The organism is Avibacterium sp. 20-129 (assembly GCF_026226845.1).
Taxonomy (GTDB): domain Bacteria; phylum Pseudomonadota; class Gammaproteobacteria; order Enterobacterales; family Pasteurellaceae; genus Avibacterium.
This window is the reverse complement of the sequence record NZ_JAKKOE010000001.1, coordinates 1,111,322-1,127,748: the sequence shown is the minus strand read 5'-3', so window position 1 is coordinate 1,127,748 and position 16,427 is coordinate 1,111,322. Positions and strand designations below refer to the sequence as shown.

The following is a 16,427-nucleotide window of genomic DNA, read 5'->3' as shown; positions in this document are numbered from 1 at the left end:
TTTGCCTTAAAAAAAAATAAAAAGCTATTAATTCAATGCAAATCAACTGGATATTTGCACAGTTATTTCAGATTATGCGATAATGATCGCAAAATCACCTTAAATTGCTTGAACAGACTAAAAGATTATGGAAAAAATAGATGTACGTGGGGCGAGAACCCATAATTTAAAAAATATTAATTTGACTATTCCGCGTGATAAATTGATTGTGATTACAGGGCTTTCTGGTTCGGGAAAATCTTCCCTCGCATTTGATACCCTTTATGCTGAGGGGCAGCGCCGTTATGTGGAATCCCTTTCTGCTTATGCGCGCCAGTTTTTATCGCTAATGGAAAAGCCAGATGTGGATCATATTGAAGGGCTATCTCCAGCCATTTCCATTGAACAGAAATCCACGTCGCATAACCCACGTTCTACGGTGGGAACAATCACGGAAATTCACGATTATTTGCGTTTATTATTTGCCCGCGTTGGGGAACCGCGCTGTCCAAATCATCATATTCCTTTGGCGGCACAAACCATTAGCCAAATGGTGGATAAAGTGTTGGCGTTGCCTGAAGAAAGCCGAATGATGTTACTTGCTCCAGTGGTAAAAGATCGCAAAGGGGAGCATATTAAAATTTTGGAGCATATTGCTGCGCAAGGTTATATTCGAGCCAGAATTGATGGCGAAATTTGTGATTTATCCGATCCACCTAAATTGGAATTGCAGAAAAAACATACTATTGAAGTGGTGGTGGATCGTTTTAAAGTTCGTCCAGATTTGGCAACGCGTTTAGCTGAATCCTTTGAGACAGCATTAGAGCTTTCTGGTGGCACGGCAGTGGTGGCAAATATGGATGAACCGCAAGGGGAAGAATTGCTTTTTTCAGCCAATTTTGCTTGCCCGTATTGTGGTTATTCTGTGCCAGAATTAGAACCTCGTTTATTCTCTTTTAATAACCCAGCGGGGGCTTGTCCTACTTGCGACGGTTTAGGCGTTCAACAATATTTTGATGAAAAACGGGTGGTACAAAATCCAACTATTTCCTTAGCAGGGGGGGCGATTAAAGGCTGGGATCGCCGTAATTTCTATTATTACCAAATGCTCACTTCGCTCGCCAAACATTATGGCTTTGATGTAGAAAGCCCTTTTGAAGATTTACCGAAAAAAATTCAGCACATTATTTTGCACGGTTCAGGTAAAGAAGAAATTGAATTCCAATATATGAATGACCGTGGCGATGTGGTATTACGCCGTCATAGTTTTGAAGGCATTCTCAATAATATGGCACGCCGTTACAAGGAAACCGAATCAATGTCTGTGCGTGAAGAATTGGCGAAAAATATCAGCACCCGCCCTTGTAAGGATTGCGGTGGCTCGCGTTTACGCCCTGAAGCTCGCAATGTGTTTATCGGTGAAACGAATTTGCCTGAAGTTTCAGAAAAAAGCATCGGCGAAGCGTTTAATTTTGTGGATAGCCTAACTCTAAGCGGACAGCGCGCGCAAATTGCTGACAAAATCCTAAAAGAAATTAAAGAGCGGTTACAATTTTTGGTGAATGTGGGGCTAAATTATCTGTCTCTTTCCCGCTCGGCAGAAACCCTTTCTGGCGGTGAAGCACAGCGTATTCGTCTTGCTAGTCAAATTGGCGCAGGCTTGGTGGGGGTGATGTATGTGCTTGATGAACCCTCTATTGGGTTACATCAACGTGATAATGAACGCTTGCTTAACACGTTGATTCATCTAAGAAATCTAGGCAATACTGTCATTGTGGTTGAACACGATGAAGATGCAATTTTAGCGGCGGATCATATCATTGATATTGGACCGGGAGCGGGTGTGCATGGCGGTAATGTGGTTGCACAAGGCACAGCAAAAGAAATTATGCAAAACCCACATTCTTTAACTGGAAAATTCTTGTCGGGAAAAGAAAAAATAGAAATTCCTAAAAAACGCACCGCACTTGATAAAGCGAAAATATTAAAACTCAAAGGGGCATCAGGCAATAATCTGAAAAACGTCAATTTAGATATACCTGTCGGATTATTTACTTGTATCACAGGGGTATCAGGTTCAGGTAAATCTACCCTGATTAATGACACCTTATTCCCACTTGCGCAGAGTGCGTTAAACCGTGCAGAAAACGCACAAGCCGCCCCTTACAAATCTATTCAAGGGTTAGAATTCTTTGATAAAGTCATTGATATTGATCAAAGCCCGATTGGACGCACGCCACGTTCCAATCCCGCAACTTACACCGGATTATTCACGCCAATTCGTGAATTATTTGCGGGCGTGCCAGAATCACGCGCACGTGGTTATAATCCGGGACGCTTTAGTTTCAATGTGCGTGGTGGACGTTGCGAGGCGTGCCAAGGGGATGGGGTAATCAAAGTAGAAATGCACTTCTTGCCTGATGTTTATGTGCCTTGCGATCAATGTAAAGGAAAACGTTATAATCGTGAAACATTAGAAATTCGTTATAAAGGAAAAACGATTAATCAAGTGCTTGATATGACTGTTGAAGAAGCACGAGAGTTTTTTGATGCGATTCCACAAATTGCACGTAAATTACAGACATTAATGGATGTTGGACTTTCTTATATTCGCCTTGGGCAATCGTCCACAACATTGTCAGGTGGGGAGGCGCAACGAGTGAAACTCGCCACGGAGTTGTCAAAACGAGATACGGGAAAAACCTTATATATTCTTGATGAACCGACAACAGGCTTACATTTTGCTGATATTAAACAGCTCCTCGAAGTGCTACATCGCTTGCGTGATCAGGGTAATACCATTGTGGTGATTGAGCATAATTTAGATGTGATTAAAACCGCAGATTGGATTGTTGATCTTGGGCCTGAAGGGGGAAGTGGCGGTGGTGAAATCATTGCCACTGGCACGCCAGAGCAAGTCGCAAAAGTGAAAGGTTCTCATACTGCGCGGTTCTTGAAACAAATCCTTGAAAAATAAACGGGCTGAAATCAAAGTGCGGTAATTTTTTAGGCAGAATTGTATAAAAACTTCTATCATCAATGTTGATTTTTTGATACATTTAGCACAATTTTTCTCACACTTAAATGTGAGTGTTTTTTATACAGTGATTTTAACGGAATTCTTATGCTATTTAAAAAAATTCGTGGTTTATTCTCCAATGATCTTTCTATTGATTTAGGTACAGCCAACACGTTGATTTATGTGAAAGGGCAGGGCATTGTGCTAAACGAACCTTCTGTGGTTGCAATTCGTCAAGGGCGTGCAGGTTCAATGAAAAGTATTGCAGCGGTAGGAAAAGAAGCAAAATTAATGCTTGGGCGCACACCGAAAAGTATTTTAGCCATTCGTCCGATGAAAGATGGGGTTATCGCGGATTTCTCGGTAACCGAAAAAATGTTGCAGTATTTTATTAAGCAAGTACATAGCGGAAATTTTATGCGCCCAAGTCCACGGGTGTTAGTCTGCGTACCTGCTGGTGCAACCCAAGTTGAACGCCGAGCGATTAAGGAATCTGCCTTAGGTGCGGGCGCACGCGAAGTGTATTTAATTGAAGAGCCTATGGCTGCTGCAATCGGCGCGAAATTGCCAGTTTCTACAGCAACGGGTTCAATGGTTATCGATATTGGTGGTGGTACCACAGAAGTTGCGGTGATTTCTTTAAACGGTATTGTGTATTCTTCTTCTGTGCGTATTGGTGGCGACCGTTTTGATGAAGCAATTATTGCTTATGTGCGTCGTACCTTTGGATCCATTATTGGTGAGCCGACAGCAGAGCGTATCAAAGAAGAAATTGGTACTGCTTATATTCAAGAAGGCGATGAAATTAAAGAGCTAGAAGTTCACGGTCATAACCTTTCAGAAGGTGCGCCAAGAACCTTTACCTTAAACTCGCGTGATGTCTTAGAGGCAATTCAACAGCCATTAAATGGTATTGTTGCCGCAGTGCGTACCGCACTTGAAGAATGCCAACCAGAACACGCAGCCGATATCTTTGAACGTGGCATTGTGCTAACTGGTGGTGGTGCGTTATTACGCAATATTGATGTGTTATTATCAAAAGAAACGGGTGTACCAGTTATTGTGGCAGACGATCCACTTACCTGTGTCGCACGCGGTGGTGGTGAAGCATTAGATATGCACGGTGCTGATATTTTCAGTGATGACATTTAATTTCCAATGTTATAAATGTTTATAAAAGTGCGGTCAAAAAATGCTAAAAATTTGACCGCACTTCTTTCTGAGTGATATTAATGAAACCGATCTTTGGAAAAGCCCCCTATCTTGGCATCCGTTTAATTTTTGCCGTGATAGCTTCTATCGTGCTTATTTTATTTGATGGACAAACCAATACGATGATAAAGGCACGTAGCATAATGGAAACGGCGATTGGTAGCGTTTATTATCTTGCCAACACACCAAGAACGGTGCTAGACGGCGTGTCTTACAATCTTGTTGATACCAACAAATTACAAATCGAAAATAAAGTGCTAAGAGAACAACTTCGCGAAAAAAATGCCGATTTATTACTCTTGGATCAACTCAAAGTAGAAAATCAACGCTTACGTTTATTGCTAAATTCCCCATTACGCACAGACGAATACAAAAAAATTGCTGAGGTCTTAACTGCAGAAACAGATGTTTATCGCCAGCAAGTGGTCATTAACCAAGGAGAAAATGATGGTGCTTATGTTGGGCAACCGGTTATTGATGAAAAAGGTGTCGTTGGGCAAATTATTTCTGTGGGAAGTCATACAAGCCGCGTGTTATTGCTCACTGATGTAACGCATTCTATTCCAGTACAAGTGCTACGTAATGATGTGCGCGTGATCGCAAGTGGTACGGGACACAGCGATGAACTTACTTTAGACAATGTGCCACGTTCAGTGGATATTGTGAAAGGTGATCTCTTGGTTACTTCAGGATTAGGAGGACGTTTTCTTGAAGGATATCCTGTTGCGATTGTAGAAAATGTATCGCGCGATGGAAAAAATTATTTTGCCACGATCACCGCAAAGCCGCTTGCATCGCTCGAGCGCTTACGTTATGTCTTGCTTTTATGGCCGACTAATGAAGATATGCGTAAAGTCAATTCAAGTACACCAGAAGAAGTGCGTAAAGCCGTTCGCCAGCGTCTTGAAACACAGAAAAAGCAAGACATTCTACCGCCATTGATGACGACTGAAGAACCAGAAGAAAAACCATCAACGCCAACGCTAGAGGACATCCATACGGAACAAATGGAAATGCCTTCTGAACCTGTTGAGCCTGAATTGCAACATTATCGAGAGGAAGATTAATGCAAGGTCGTGCTTTTTTACAATTATTATTTATTGTATCCACCTTTTTAGTTGCAATGGTGTTAGAAATTGCGCCTTGGCCAAGCAGTTTACATCATTTCAAGCCTGCTTGGTTATTGCTCGTTTTAACTTATTGGATTTTAGCAATGCCTGCAAAAATTAGTGTAGGCACGGCATTTTGTATGGGGATTGCTTGGGATCTTGTACTTGGCTCAACCTTAGGTATTCACGCATTAGTGCTTTCTGTTTTTGCTTATTTATTAGCGGTGAATAGTATATTAATTCGTAACCTATCGTTATGGATGCAGGGGATATTTGTTATTTTCGCTGTTTTTAGCGTAAGAATAGGTATTTTTATTGTTGAATTATTCTTACATAGTGCGGATTTTAATTGGCAAGAGATCTTTGGTGCTATGACGAGCGGGGTATTATGGCCTTGGATATTCTTGTTATTACGAAAAGTAGCAAAGCAATTACATATTGAATAATATCATCAATAAATAAGAAATGATTTTTGTCTCTTTTGATATTGGGTAAACTTAATTGATAAACCAAATTAAAAGAGATTTTTTTATTTTTTAATGAAAATACTGTAGAGAAATAATAAATATTTTAGTTTTGAATAAAGTGGTGGGCGATACCGGTCTCGAACCAGTGACCCCCTCCTTGTAAGGGAGGTGCTCTCCCAACTGAGCTAATCGCCCGACAGAATGCTATTTCTAGCTATCGGATTTAACTTTGCAAAAGTTAAATGGGAACTTAAACTTGAGTGGTGGGCGATACCGGTCTCGAACCAGTGACCCCCTCCTTGTAAGGGAGGTGCTCTCCCAACTGAGCTAATCGCCCACGTGAGTTTAAGCATTACAACACAAGTCCTTAAAAAAGTGGTGGGCGATACCGGTCTCGAACCAGTGACCCCCTCCTTGTAAGGGAGGTGCTCTCCCAACTGAGCTAATCGCCCTTGTGTTGTGGGTTGGCATTATAAGTATTCTCAACATACAGTCAATACATTTTTAGTTATTTTTGTCTAAGTGTTGTAAAAATAGACATAAATTTTCTTTTTTTATCGTGAATTCGGATAACTCATAGTACAATACCGCCGATTTAATTTTTTCTATCGAACAAGGTTATAAAATGAAAGCTGAACCCTTATTTACTTTAGATCCCTCTGTGAAAGTTCGTACTCGCTTTGCTCCTAGCCCAACGGGTTATCTGCACGTTGGAGGAGCAAGAACGGCATTATATTCTTGGTTATTTGCAAAACATAACCAAGGTGAATTTGTATTACGCATTGAAGATACTGATTTAGAACGTTCTACACCTGAAGCAACACAAGCAATCTTAGAAGGAATGGAATGGTTAAATTTAGCTTGGGAGCATGGGCCATATTACCAAACAAAACGTTTTGATCGTTATAATCAAGTCATTGATCAAATGCTTGAGCAAGGTTTGGCTTATCGTTGTTATTGCTCTAAAGAACGTTTAGAACATTTACGCAATGAGCAAGAGAAAAATAAAGAAAAACCACGTTATGATGGGTATTGCTTACATCACGCACCTGAGAATCCCGATGCACCTCACGTTGTACGTTTCAAAAACCCACAAGAAGGTTCTGTCGTATTTGATGATGCGGTGCGCGGACGTATTGAAATTAACAATCGCGAACTTGATGATTTAATTATCCGCCGTACCGATGGTTCACCAACCTATAACTTCTGTGTTGTGATTGATGACTGGGATATGGGTATCACACACGTTGTGCGTGGTGAAGATCATATTAATAACACCCCACGTCAAATTAACATATTAAAAGCATTAGGCGCGCCAATTCCAACTTATGCACACGTTTCTATGATTTTAGGTGATGATGGACAAAAATTATCAAAACGCCACGGGGCAGTGAGTGTTATGCAATATCGTGATGAGGGTTTTTTACCGGAAGCCTTACTCAATTATTTGGTTCGTTTAGGTTGGGGGCATGGCGATCAAGAAATTTTCTCTGTAGAAGAAATGATCAAGCTGTTTGAATTAACTCAAGTGAGTAAATCTGCAAGTGCATTCAATACGGAAAAACTCTTGTGGCTAAATCATCACTATATTCGTGAATTACCGCCTGAATATGTTGCTAAACACCTTGCTTGGCATTATCAACAGCAAGGCATTGATACCAGCAATGGTCCTGCATTAAGTGATATTGTCGTTATGCTTGGTGAGCGTTGTAAAACATTGAAAGAAATGGCAAGTGCAAGCCGTTACTTCTTTGAAGAGTTTGATCATTTTGATGAAAGTGCGGTGAAAAAACACTTTAAATCTGGTGCGATTGATGCACTTGAAAAAGTAAAAGAAAAATTGACCGCACTTCCTCAATGGACAGCTGAACCAATTCACCAAGCCATTGAGCAAACAGCGGAAGTGTTGGGGGTAGGAATGGGTAAAGTGGGTATGCCATTACGTGTTGCCGTTACAGGAGCAGGACAATCCCCTTCAATGGATATCACCCTTGTGGGTATCGGTCGCGAACGTTCATTGGCACGTATTCAAAAAGCCATCGATTTTATTCAAGCACAAAACGCTTAATATTTAATCTAGCGAATGAATGCAACAAATTTAATATTGACAGCATTCATTCTGCTAATTATCATAGCTCAGCATTAAGGGGATATAGCTCAGTTGGGAGAGCGCTTGAATGGCATTCAAGAGGTCGTCGGTTCGATCCCGATTATCTCCACCAGATTTTAAAGCCTTGAAAGAAATTTCAAGGCTTTTGCTTTTTATACGCTAAATAATACTTCAATTTTCAATATATTATTTTTCAGCAAAGATGACGCCAGTTTCTTTCTCATAGAATACCTGAACCCGCCCCGTTAAGGGTAAAGATTGCTGGCTTGTAATGATCAATTGCACGCCAGAGATTTCTACGTGATATTTATAATAAGCCCCTAAAAAACGCTTCTGGCGGATAATGCCGTTGGCTTGTTTGAGATCATCCACTAAGCGTAATTGTAACTGTTCTGGACGGATCGCAAGATAACTCGGCTTTTGTTGTAATTGATGATTTGTACATAAATGCACGCCAAGTAGGGATTGGTAATGCTGTTCATCAATAGGCTGACAAGGCAAATAATTCATTTCGCCCAAGAAATTAGCCACAAAAGGACTGTTTGGTTGCTGGTAAAGTGTGCTGGGTGACCCAACTTGACAGATTTTTCCTTGGTTCATTAGCGCTAATTTATCAGCAAATAGAAATGCCTCTTCTTTGCTGTGTGTTACAAAAATGGCAGGAATATGCTGCTGTTTGAGAATAGTGCGAATTTCTTCGATCATTTGATGACGAACTTGGCTATCAATGTTAGAAAAAGGTTCGTCTAGTAATAACAGTTTTGGCTGACAAGCTAACGCACGAGCAATGGCGACACGCTGTTGTTGCCCGCCTGAAAGCTCGTGTGGATAGCGTTTTTCCAAACCTTGCAAATGCACAAGTGCGGTCATTTTTTGCAAGGTTTTTATTTGCTCATTTTTATTGCGTTGATGTAAGCCAAACAGAATATTTTCTGCTACGGTTAAGTGAGGGAAAAGTGCATAATCTTGAAAGATCAAGCCTATTTCTCGTTGATTTGCCTCAAGATAGCCAATATCTTTACCTTGCAAGCGAAGCGTTCCTGCACTGAGTGGGAGCAATCCTGCGATAGCTTTGAGTAAGGTCGTTTTTCCGCAACCGCTTGCGCCAAGTAAACAGACAATATCATCATTTTCAATAGATAAATTAAGATCTTGTAAAATAGGTTGATTGTTATAGCAACAAGTTAAATGGGTAATATCTAACATCTTCATTTATTCTGTTTTTTCCCTGATTGCAGTAAAGCGCGAGTTAAAATTAATACGGGAATTATCCCAACTAAAATCAGTATTAATGCAGGCAACGCGGCACGTTCAAGCTGTTCATCTGAAGTAAAGGTGAAAACGTGGGTGGCGAGCGTATCAAAATTAAACGGGCGCAATAATAAAGAAGCATTGAGTTCTTTCATACTTTCAATAAAAACCAGCAATAATGCGGTAAAAATGCCTTTATGCATAAGAGGTAAATGGATTTTTCGCCAGATTCCCCACGATTTATAGCCTAACATTCTGCCTGCCATTTCTAAAGAAGGGGGTATTTGGTTCAGGCTCGTTTCTAAACTGCCTAATGCCATTGCCGAAAAGCGAATGACATAAGCAGAGACAAGCGCGAAAAGCGAGCCTGAAAACACTAAACCAAGCATTGGTAAATCTAGCCATTTTAACCATTGATTAAGTTGATGATCGGCAAAGGTAAAAGGAATTAACAAGCCGATTGCAAGTACCGTACCGGGAATGGCATAGCCTAGTGCAGAAAAGCGTACTGCCAGTTTTGCCAACGGCACGGGGGTTAATCTTGCCCAAAAGTGCATTAATAACGCTAAACATACGCAAATGATCATTGCCAGTCCAGAAACCAGTAAGCTGTTCTGGCTATATTGCCAGAAATCAGCCGTCCACGCTTGCTCAAAATAGATGATAGACCAATAGCTGAGTTGAAAGAGTGGGATAAAAAAGGCAAGAATAATCAAGATAATGCTAAATAACAGTAATCCCCAACCTAATCCGTTGAGCTGTTGCGTTTGGATCGGGCGCTGCCCTGTTCGTTGATAATAGCGTTGTTGGCGACGAGCGTAACGTTCAATACTGATAAATAGCACCAATAGCCCTAGCATAAAAAGCGAAATTTGCGCTGCCGCTTGTAAATCACCAAAGCCGAGCCAAGTATCATAAATAGCGGTGGTAAGTGAAGGAATCGCAAAGAATGCGACCGTACCAAAATCGCCTAAGGTTTCCATTGCAACTAAGGCACAACCCACCGCAATAGCAGGGCGGATTAAGGCAAAGGTAATTTTGTAAAACACCCGCCAGCGACTTGCCCCTAGCAATTTTGCGCTTTGTTGTAAATTATCGCCTTGCTCCATTAATGCCATTCTTACCAATAAGAAAATATAAGGATATAAAGACAATGCCAAAATAAAACAAGCACCGCCTAGACTACGAATGGAAGGAAACCAATAATCTTGCTTGGTTTGCCAATCAAACCAAGTGCGTAAACTTTGTTGCACAATACCGGGATAGTCTAAAAAATCGGTATAAAGATAGGCTGATAAATACGCTGGAATGGCAAGTGGGAGGCAAAGCAACCACTGTAACAAGGTTTTACCAATAAAATGATAACGCGAAACCAAAAATGCACAAGGTAAGGCAAAGCATAAGCTTAAGGCTGTTGTCCCCACCACTAGGCTTAGGGAATTAACTAAATAGTCGGTAAACACTGTTTGCCATAAATGTTGTAAACTGTGCAGTGAACTGCCAAATGCCGAAGATAGCAGAGCGATAATTGGAAGCAAGAAAAACCCCAATACCCCTAACAATATGATAAGTGCGGTGCTTTTTGCGAAAAATTTTTTATGTTGTGTGAAATTATCCATAATCAAAATAAAACTAGCCTACCCTGTATGGGATAGGCTAGCCTAGATTAGGCCTATTATAGGTCAAATTTTACTTCATCGATTAATTTCAATGCGTTTTCATAGTTTTCTGCAATTTTCTCTAATGGTAAGTCATCTTGCTTAAATTCGCCCCAAGACTGTACCAATTTTGATTTTTCTACAGAAGGTTTTACTGGATATTCGTGATTTAGCTCTGCGTAGAGATGTTGTGCTTGATCACCGCTTAAATATTCGACTAATTTAACCGCATTTGCTTTATTTGGGGCATATTTTGCGACAACCACACCGCTGATATTCATATGTGTTCCCACGGTTTCTTGGTTTGGATAGTTAATATAAGCCGCTTCTGCCCAGCTTTTTTGTTTTTCATCTTCTAGCATTTTGCCGTAATAATAGCTATTGCCTAATGAATAATCGCACACGCCCTCTTTAATTGCTTTCACTTGATCGCGGTCACCGCCTTGTGGTTTTTGTGCCAAGTTTGCTTTTAATCCCGTTAAGAACGCTTTGGCTTTTTCTACGCCATCGTGGGCAATCAATGACGCAATTAACGAAACATTATAAGAATGTTTGCCAGAACGCACACACACTTTGCCTTTTAATTCAGGTTTGGCTAAATCATAATAAGTAAAGCTCGGTGGTAATTTGCCAACACGATCTTTTGAAGAATAGATCACTCTCGCACGGCTGGTTAAAGCAAACCATCTATCTTGACTATCACGGAAACGAGCAGGAATATTTTTCTCTAACGTTGTAGAATGAATCGGTTGCGCTAATCCAGCATTAACAATTTCCATAACACGACTAATATCCACTGTTAATAGCACATCAGCCGGGCTAAGCTCGCCTTCACGTTTCACACGCTCAACCAGCCCTTTATCAGCAAAAATAAAATTCACTTTTACGCCCGTTTCTTTTTCAAACTGCTTTAAAATAGGCTCAATTAAGTAAGGCTGACGATAAGAATAAACATTGACTTCATTGGCAGCCAACGCTGAGGTGGCAAATGTGGTGCATAATGCAATCGCTGATAATGTTTTTTTCATTTCACGTTCTCCGTGGTTAAAATAGATGGGTGTTTGAAATTTTCCTGCTTTTTAGACCGCACTCTTTCCAAACGAATTTTTCTTTGGTATGACAAAAAAACAGATTTCATATTCAAGTGATGTTGTTTCGCTAAAATTCCTTCTAGCTGTGCTTGATTTTACATAAAAAAATAATGAAGTAAATAAAAATTATTCTCATTTTCTTTGATTTGATGTTTACTCTTGGATAAAAAAATTTGATTACGCTCTTGAAAGCGCAAAAAAACTCCCCCATATTTGCAATACTTTTTTTAAACATCAACGTAAAAAGGAAATAACAATGAATATTCGTCCATTACACGATCGTGTGATCATCAAACGTGAAGAAATTGAAACCTTATCTGCGGGCGGAATCGTATTAACCGGTTCTGCGGCAACAAAATCTACCCGTGCAAAAGTGCTTGCAGTGGGGAAAGGACGTATTTTAGAAAATGGCACAGTACTCCCTTTAGATGTCAAAGTAGGCGATACCATTATTTTTAATGATGGCTATGGCGTAAAAGCAGAAAAAATTGATGGCGAAGAAGTGTTAATCATTTCTGAAAGCGATATTTTAGCCATCGTTGAATAATCAAAATAAAAAAGTGCGGTGCTTTTTTACCGCATTTTTCTCTCAATTTATTATTAAGAAGGAATAAAAAAAATGGCAGCAAAAGACGTTAAATTTAGTAATGATGCACGTGTAAAAATGCTTAACGGCGTAAACATTCTTGCAGATGCAGTGAAAGTAACGCTAGGGCCAAAAGGTCGTAATGTAATTTTAGATAAAGCCTTTGGTGCGCCAACGATCACAAAAGATGGTGTTTCTGTGGCTCGTGAAATCGAATTAGAAGATAAATTTGAAAATATGGGCGCACAAATGGTGAAAGAAGTGGCGTCTAAAGCGAATGATGCGGCAGGAGACGGTACCACAACCGCAACGGTCTTAGCCCAAGCGATCGTGAATGAAGGGTTAAAAGCCGTGGCTGCAGGAATGAACCCAATGGATTTAAAACGTGGTATTGATAAAGCGGTTAATGCAGTTGTGACTGAATTAAAAGCCCTTTCTAAACCGTGCGAAAGCTCAAAAGAAATTGAGCAAGTTGGTACGATTTCTGCGAACTCAGATAATGTCGTAGGGAAATTAATTGCTGAAGCAATGGAAAAAGTGGGTAAAGAAGGCGTGATTACCGTTGAAGACGGCACGGGCTTAGAAGATGAGCTTGCTGTCGTGGAAGGAATGCAATTTGATCGTGGTTACCTTTCTCCATACTTTATCAATAAACCTGAAGCTGCAACGGTAGAATTTGATAACCCATTTATTCTTTTAGTGGATAAAAAAATCTCTAATATTCGTGAATTATTACCTGTATTAGAAGCGGTAGCAAAAGCTGGTAAGCCGTTACTTATCATTGCAGAAGATGTAGAAGGAGAAGCGCTTGCAACATTAGTGGTAAATACCATGCGTGGTATCGTGAAAGTCGCCGCAGTAAAAGCGCCGGGCTTTGGTGATCGCCGTAAAGCAATGTTACAAGATATTGCCATTTTAACGGCAGGTACCGTAATTTCTGAAGAAATCGGTATGGAGTTAGAAAAAGCAACCTTAGAAGATTTAGGTCAAGCAAAACGTGTGGTGATCAATAAAGACAACACGACCATTATTGACGGGGTAGGTGAAGAAGCGCAAATTAAAGGACGCGTTGCACAAATTCGTCAGCAAATTGAAGAAAGTACTTCTGATTATGACAAAGAAAAATTACAAGAGCGCGTAGCGAAATTAGCTGGTGGCGTGGCAGTAATTAAAGTGGGTGCAGCAACCGAAGTTGAAATGAAAGAGAAAAAAGATCGCGTTGAAGATGCCTTACACGCAACCCGCGCAGCGGTAGAAGAAGGAATTGTCGCTGGTGGTGGTGTTGCTTTAATTCGTGCAGCAAGCAAAGTAGCCGCAAACTTAAAAGGTGATAATGAAGAGCAAAACGTCGGGATCAAACTAGCTTTACGTGCAATGGAAGCGCCATTACGCCAAATTGTTACCAATGCAGGTGAAGAAGCCTCTGTTGTGGCAAGTGCGGTGAAATCTGGCGAAGGAAACTTTGGTTATAATGCCGGTTCTGAGCAATATGGTGATATGCTTGAAATGGGTATCTTAGATCCAACTAAAGTAACACGTTCAGCACTTCAATTTGCCGCTTCTATCGCGGGATTAATGATTACCACTGAAGCGATGGTAACAGAGATTCCTAAAGAAGAGAAAGCTGACCTAGGCGCCGGAATGGGCGGTATGGGGGGAATGGGCGGTATGATGTAATTCCTCCCACATCCTTATTTTCAAAGAGCGGTAGAAATTTTTCTTATTTTTAAATTTCTACTGCAAAATCTCCGTAGTTTTCGCTATGGGGATTTTTTGTAGTTAGACTAATAAGTTAGAGCGAAAATCATCAGTATAAAAAATCAGTACGGATTATTTTATATGGAAAATGATATAGATTTCCTCTCGTTTTCATTAGGATGTATTTTTTATTAAATACTTGATAAGAAATAGGAATTAACAAGAATTCACAAGGGAAAATAACATAATGGCACGCCCTATTGGATTCGAACCAATGACCTACGGCTTAGAAGGCCGTTGCTCTATCCAGCTGAGCTAAGGGCGCATTTCAAATGGATATATAAAAGAAGTGGTCGGCGAGATAGGATTTGAACCTACGACCCACTGGTCCCAAACCAGTTGCGCTACCAAGCTGCGCTACTCGCCGACAAGATGGCGGTAATTATAAAATGCTTTTATTATCAGTCAATGAATTTTTTCTGTTTTTTGGTTTAATCGCTCAAAATTATCTCAATTAGGCTTACATTAGAAGGTTTTTTTTGAGAAAATAGCAAACGTTTACTTTCTCAGCATTTCATATTTAAGGAAAACGTAATGACGGCACAAATCATCTCTGGCACCGCACTCTCGAAAGAAATCAAAGCAGAAATAGCAGAAAAAATTCAGCAGCATCTTAAACAAAATAGACGCGCCCCAGGGTTGGCTGTTATTTTAGTTGGCACAGATCCAGCTTCACAAGTTTATGTTGAAAGTAAACGTAGAAGCTGTGAAGAAATTGGTATGTTTTCTAAATCTTATGACTTGCCTGAAAGTACCTCCGAGCAAGCATTGCTTGCCCTGATCGATGAGTTAAATGCGGATCCGAACATTGATGGGATTCTCGTTCAATTGCCTTTACCGGCTCATATTAATAGCACCTCTGTGATTGAGCGTATTTCACCAAATAAAGATGTGGATGGTTTTCACCCATATAATGTGGGGCGTTTATGTCAGCGTATTCCTACCTTACGCGCTTGTACGCCTTACGGCGTGATTAAGCTTTTAGAAACCACTGGCATTGATTTTTATGGTCAGCATGCCGTAATTGTAGGGGCTTCTAATATCGTAGGGCGTCCTATGGCATTAGAGCTATTACTCGCAGGCTGCACCGTTACGGTAACACATCGCTTTACAAAAGATTTGGCACATCACGTTAAGCAAGCGGATATTTTAGTGGTAGCGGTAGGAAAACCACAATTTATCCCCGGCGAATGGATTAAAGAAGGCGCTGTGGTGATTGATGTCGGGATTAACCGTGTCGATGGCAAACTTGCTGGTGACGTGGAATTTGATAAAGCAAAAGAAAGAGCGGGTTATATTACCCCAGTTCCCGGTGGTGTAGGGCCAATGACCGTTGCAATGTTAATGTATAATACGTTATCCGCTTATGAAAAACATTGGGCTGAGGGTAAATAAAAATAATAGAAAAAAACACCGCACTTTAAAAATATAACCCAATGCCGATTGAAAATAATCCTAAGCTCATTGCTATATCACCACTTTGAATATGCAGAATATTGGCATAGGTATACATTAAAACAATCAAAATTTCCAGCCTTTAGATAAAATTAGGCTGACGTTATGTCAGCCTTAAATCTATTTCAAGAATGCAGGAATATTTTTCTCGTATGCTGAAATAGCCTCTTCGTGTTGCAAGGTTAAACCAATATTATCTAAACCATTTAATAGGCAATGACGGCGGAATGCATCTAGTTCAAAGGGATAGATTTTTTCACCTGTGGTAACGGTCATTTTTTCTAAATCCACATCAATGGTTGCACCTTGATTTGCCCACACCCATTGGAAGATTTCTTCGATTTCCTCTTCGCTTAAACGGATTGGAAGCATATGATTGTTTAAGCTGTTGTTATAGAAAATATCTGCGAAACTTGGTGCAATCATCACTTTGAAACCATAATCGGCCAATGCCCAAGGCGCGTGTTCACGAGATGAACCACAGCCTAGATTTTTGCGTGCAAGCAAAATACTCGCCCCTTGATATTGCGGGAAGTTTAGTACAAATTCGGGATTTGGCTGAGTGCCTTCGGCATCAAGATAACGCCATTCATGGAATAAATGTTTACCAAAACCGACGCGTGTAATCGCTTGTAAAAATTGTTTTGGAATAATGGCATCGGTATCTACATTTGCCACATCTAATGGCACAACAATGCCTGAATGTTGTTTAAAGCCTGCCATAATTTCTCC

General features: G+C 40.4%; 12 protein-coding genes and 6 tRNA genes. 9 read left to right on the top strand and 9 right to left on the bottom strand.

From position 1 onward, the window contains the following. The first annotated feature begins 127 nt into the window (after positions 1 to 127). From uvrA to mreD, 4 genes are all read left to right on the top strand, one after another. The gene (gene uvrA / locus L5B90_RS05355) at positions 128 to 2,956 is read left to right on the top strand and encodes an excinuclease ABC subunit UvrA (protein WP_250364025.1); all 2,829 of its coding nucleotides are present in this window, start codon (positions 128 to 130) and stop codon (positions 2,954 to 2,956) included. Between the two features lie 147 nt (positions 2,957 to 3,103). After that, entirely contained in the window at positions 3,104 to 4,150 is a 1,047-nt protein-coding gene (locus L5B90_RS05350; RefSeq protein WP_265762336.1) for a rod shape-determining protein, read from the top strand. A gap of 80 nt (positions 4,151 to 4,230) precedes the next feature. Next, positions 4,231 to 5,277: a rod shape-determining protein MreC gene (mreC, locus tag L5B90_RS05345; RefSeq protein WP_265762335.1), complete on the top strand. Its 1,047-nt coding sequence runs from the start codon at positions 4,231 to 4,233 to the stop codon at positions 5,275 to 5,277. Beyond that, entirely contained in the window at positions 5,277 to 5,765 is a 489-nt protein-coding gene (mreD, locus tag L5B90_RS05340) for a rod shape-determining protein MreD (protein WP_250351516.1), read from the top strand. The genes mreC and mreD overlap by 1 nt, the downstream gene beginning before the upstream one ends. A gap of 140 nt (positions 5,766 to 5,905) precedes the next feature. Here mreD and L5B90_RS05335 read toward each other — a convergent pair. The 3 genes from L5B90_RS05335 to L5B90_RS05325 form a co-directional block, all read right to left on the bottom strand. Then, positions 5,906 to 5,981, bottom strand: a tRNA-Val gene (locus L5B90_RS05335). 66 nt (positions 5,982 to 6,047) lie between these two features. After that, positions 6,048 to 6,123, bottom strand: a tRNA-Val gene (locus L5B90_RS05330). Between the two features lie 39 nt (positions 6,124 to 6,162). Beyond that, positions 6,163 to 6,238 (bottom strand) — tRNA-Val (locus L5B90_RS05325). 173 nt (positions 6,239 to 6,411) lie between these two features. Here L5B90_RS05325 and gltX point away from each other — a divergent pair. Next, a complete protein-coding gene (gltX, locus tag L5B90_RS05320) occupies positions 6,412 to 7,854 on the top strand; it encodes a glutamate--tRNA ligase (protein ID WP_250364027.1) in 1,443 nt (480 codons plus the stop codon). Positions 7,855 to 7,932: 78 nt separating this feature from the next. Beyond that, a tRNA-Ala gene (locus L5B90_RS05315) sits at positions 7,933 to 8,008 on the top strand. A gap of 74 nt (positions 8,009 to 8,082) precedes the next feature. Here the strand turns inward: L5B90_RS05315 and L5B90_RS05310 are convergent. From L5B90_RS05310 to L5B90_RS05300, 3 genes are read right to left on the bottom strand one after another with little or no spacing between them, the layout of a single operon-like run. Continuing rightward, positions 8,083 to 9,108, bottom strand: a complete 1,026-nt coding sequence (locus tag L5B90_RS05310) for an ABC transporter ATP-binding protein (protein ID WP_265762334.1) — start codon at positions 9,106 to 9,108, stop codon at positions 8,083 to 8,085. Then, the gene (locus L5B90_RS05305; RefSeq protein WP_265762333.1) at positions 9,105 to 10,766 is read right to left on the bottom strand and encodes an ABC transporter permease; all 1,662 of its coding nucleotides are present in this window, start codon (positions 10,764 to 10,766) and stop codon (positions 9,105 to 9,107) included. Before L5B90_RS05305 ends, L5B90_RS05310 begins: the two co-directional genes overlap by 4 nt. A gap of 56 nt (positions 10,767 to 10,822) precedes the next feature. Further along, positions 10,823 to 11,833, bottom strand: coding sequence for a Fe(3+) ABC transporter substrate-binding protein (locus L5B90_RS05300; protein ID WP_250351520.1), 1,011 nt, complete (start codon positions 11,831 to 11,833; stop codon positions 10,823 to 10,825). 319 nt (positions 11,834 to 12,152) lie between these two features. Between L5B90_RS05300 and L5B90_RS05295 the strand changes: the two genes are divergently transcribed. Together L5B90_RS05295 and groL are read left to right on the top strand one after the other, a co-directional pair. Next, a complete protein-coding gene (locus L5B90_RS05295) occupies positions 12,153 to 12,443 on the top strand; it encodes a co-chaperone GroES (protein WP_250351521.1) in 291 nt (96 codons plus the stop codon). Positions 12,444 to 12,515: 72 nt separating this feature from the next. After that, positions 12,516 to 14,159: a chaperonin GroEL gene (groL, locus tag L5B90_RS05290; protein ID WP_265762332.1), complete on the top strand. Its 1,644-nt coding sequence runs from the start codon at positions 12,516 to 12,518 to the stop codon at positions 14,157 to 14,159. Between the two features lie 269 nt (positions 14,160 to 14,428). Here the strand turns inward: groL and L5B90_RS05285 are convergent. Beyond that, positions 14,429 to 14,505 (bottom strand) — tRNA-Arg (locus L5B90_RS05285). A gap of 25 nt (positions 14,506 to 14,530) precedes the next feature. Then, positions 14,531 to 14,607 (bottom strand) — tRNA-Pro (locus L5B90_RS05280). A 167-nt stretch (positions 14,608 to 14,774) separates the two neighbouring features. Between L5B90_RS05280 and folD the strand changes: the two genes are divergently transcribed. Further along, the gene (gene folD / locus L5B90_RS05275) at positions 14,775 to 15,635 is read left to right on the top strand and encodes a bifunctional methylenetetrahydrofolate dehydrogenase/methenyltetrahydrofolate cyclohydrolase FolD (RefSeq protein ID WP_250364031.1); all 861 of its coding nucleotides are present in this window, start codon (positions 14,775 to 14,777) and stop codon (positions 15,633 to 15,635) included. 180 nt (positions 15,636 to 15,815) lie between these two features. On the opposite strand, the gene leuD is transcribed toward folD, so the two are convergent. Further along, positions 15,816 to 16,418, bottom strand: coding sequence for a 3-isopropylmalate dehydratase small subunit (gene leuD / locus L5B90_RS05270; protein ID WP_250351525.1), 603 nt, complete (start codon positions 16,416 to 16,418; stop codon positions 15,816 to 15,818). Positions 16,419 to 16,427 lie beyond the last annotated feature (9 nt).

What these genes read in the sequence shown, in the direction of transcription:
- L5B90_RS05305 (WP_265762333.1), bottom strand. Translation starts at nt 10,766, where the DNA reads ATGGATAATTTCACACAACATAAAAAATTTTTCGCAAAAAGCACCGCA.
- uvrA (WP_250364025.1), top strand. Translation starts at nt 128, where the DNA reads ATGGAAAAAATAGATGTACGTGGGGCGAGAACCCATAATTTAAAAAAT.
- groL (WP_265762332.1), top strand. Translation starts at nt 12,516, where the DNA reads ATGGCAGCAAAAGACGTTAAATTTAGTAATGATGCACGTGTAAAAATG.
- L5B90_RS05300 (WP_250351520.1), bottom strand. Translation starts at nt 11,833, where the DNA reads ATGAAAAAAACATTATCAGCGATTGCATTATGCACCACATTTGCCACC.
- folD (WP_250364031.1), top strand. Translation starts at nt 14,775, where the DNA reads ATGACGGCACAAATCATCTCTGGCACCGCACTCTCGAAAGAAATCAAA.
- mreC (WP_265762335.1), top strand. Translation starts at nt 4,231, where the DNA reads ATGAAACCGATCTTTGGAAAAGCCCCCTATCTTGGCATCCGTTTAATT.
- gltX (WP_250364027.1), top strand. Translation starts at nt 6,412, where the DNA reads ATGAAAGCTGAACCCTTATTTACTTTAGATCCCTCTGTGAAAGTTCGT.
- L5B90_RS05310 (WP_265762334.1), bottom strand. Translation starts at nt 9,108, where the DNA reads ATGAAGATGTTAGATATTACCCATTTAACTTGTTGCTATAACAATCAA.
- mreD (WP_250351516.1), top strand. Translation starts at nt 5,277, where the DNA reads ATGCAAGGTCGTGCTTTTTTACAATTATTATTTATTGTATCCACCTTT.
- L5B90_RS05350 (WP_265762336.1), top strand. Translation starts at nt 3,104, where the DNA reads ATGCTATTTAAAAAAATTCGTGGTTTATTCTCCAATGATCTTTCTATT.
- L5B90_RS05295 (WP_250351521.1), top strand. Translation starts at nt 12,153, where the DNA reads ATGAATATTCGTCCATTACACGATCGTGTGATCATCAAACGTGAAGAA.
- leuD (WP_250351525.1), bottom strand. Translation starts at nt 16,418, where the DNA reads ATGGCAGGCTTTAAACAACATTCAGGCATTGTTGTGCCATTAGATGTG.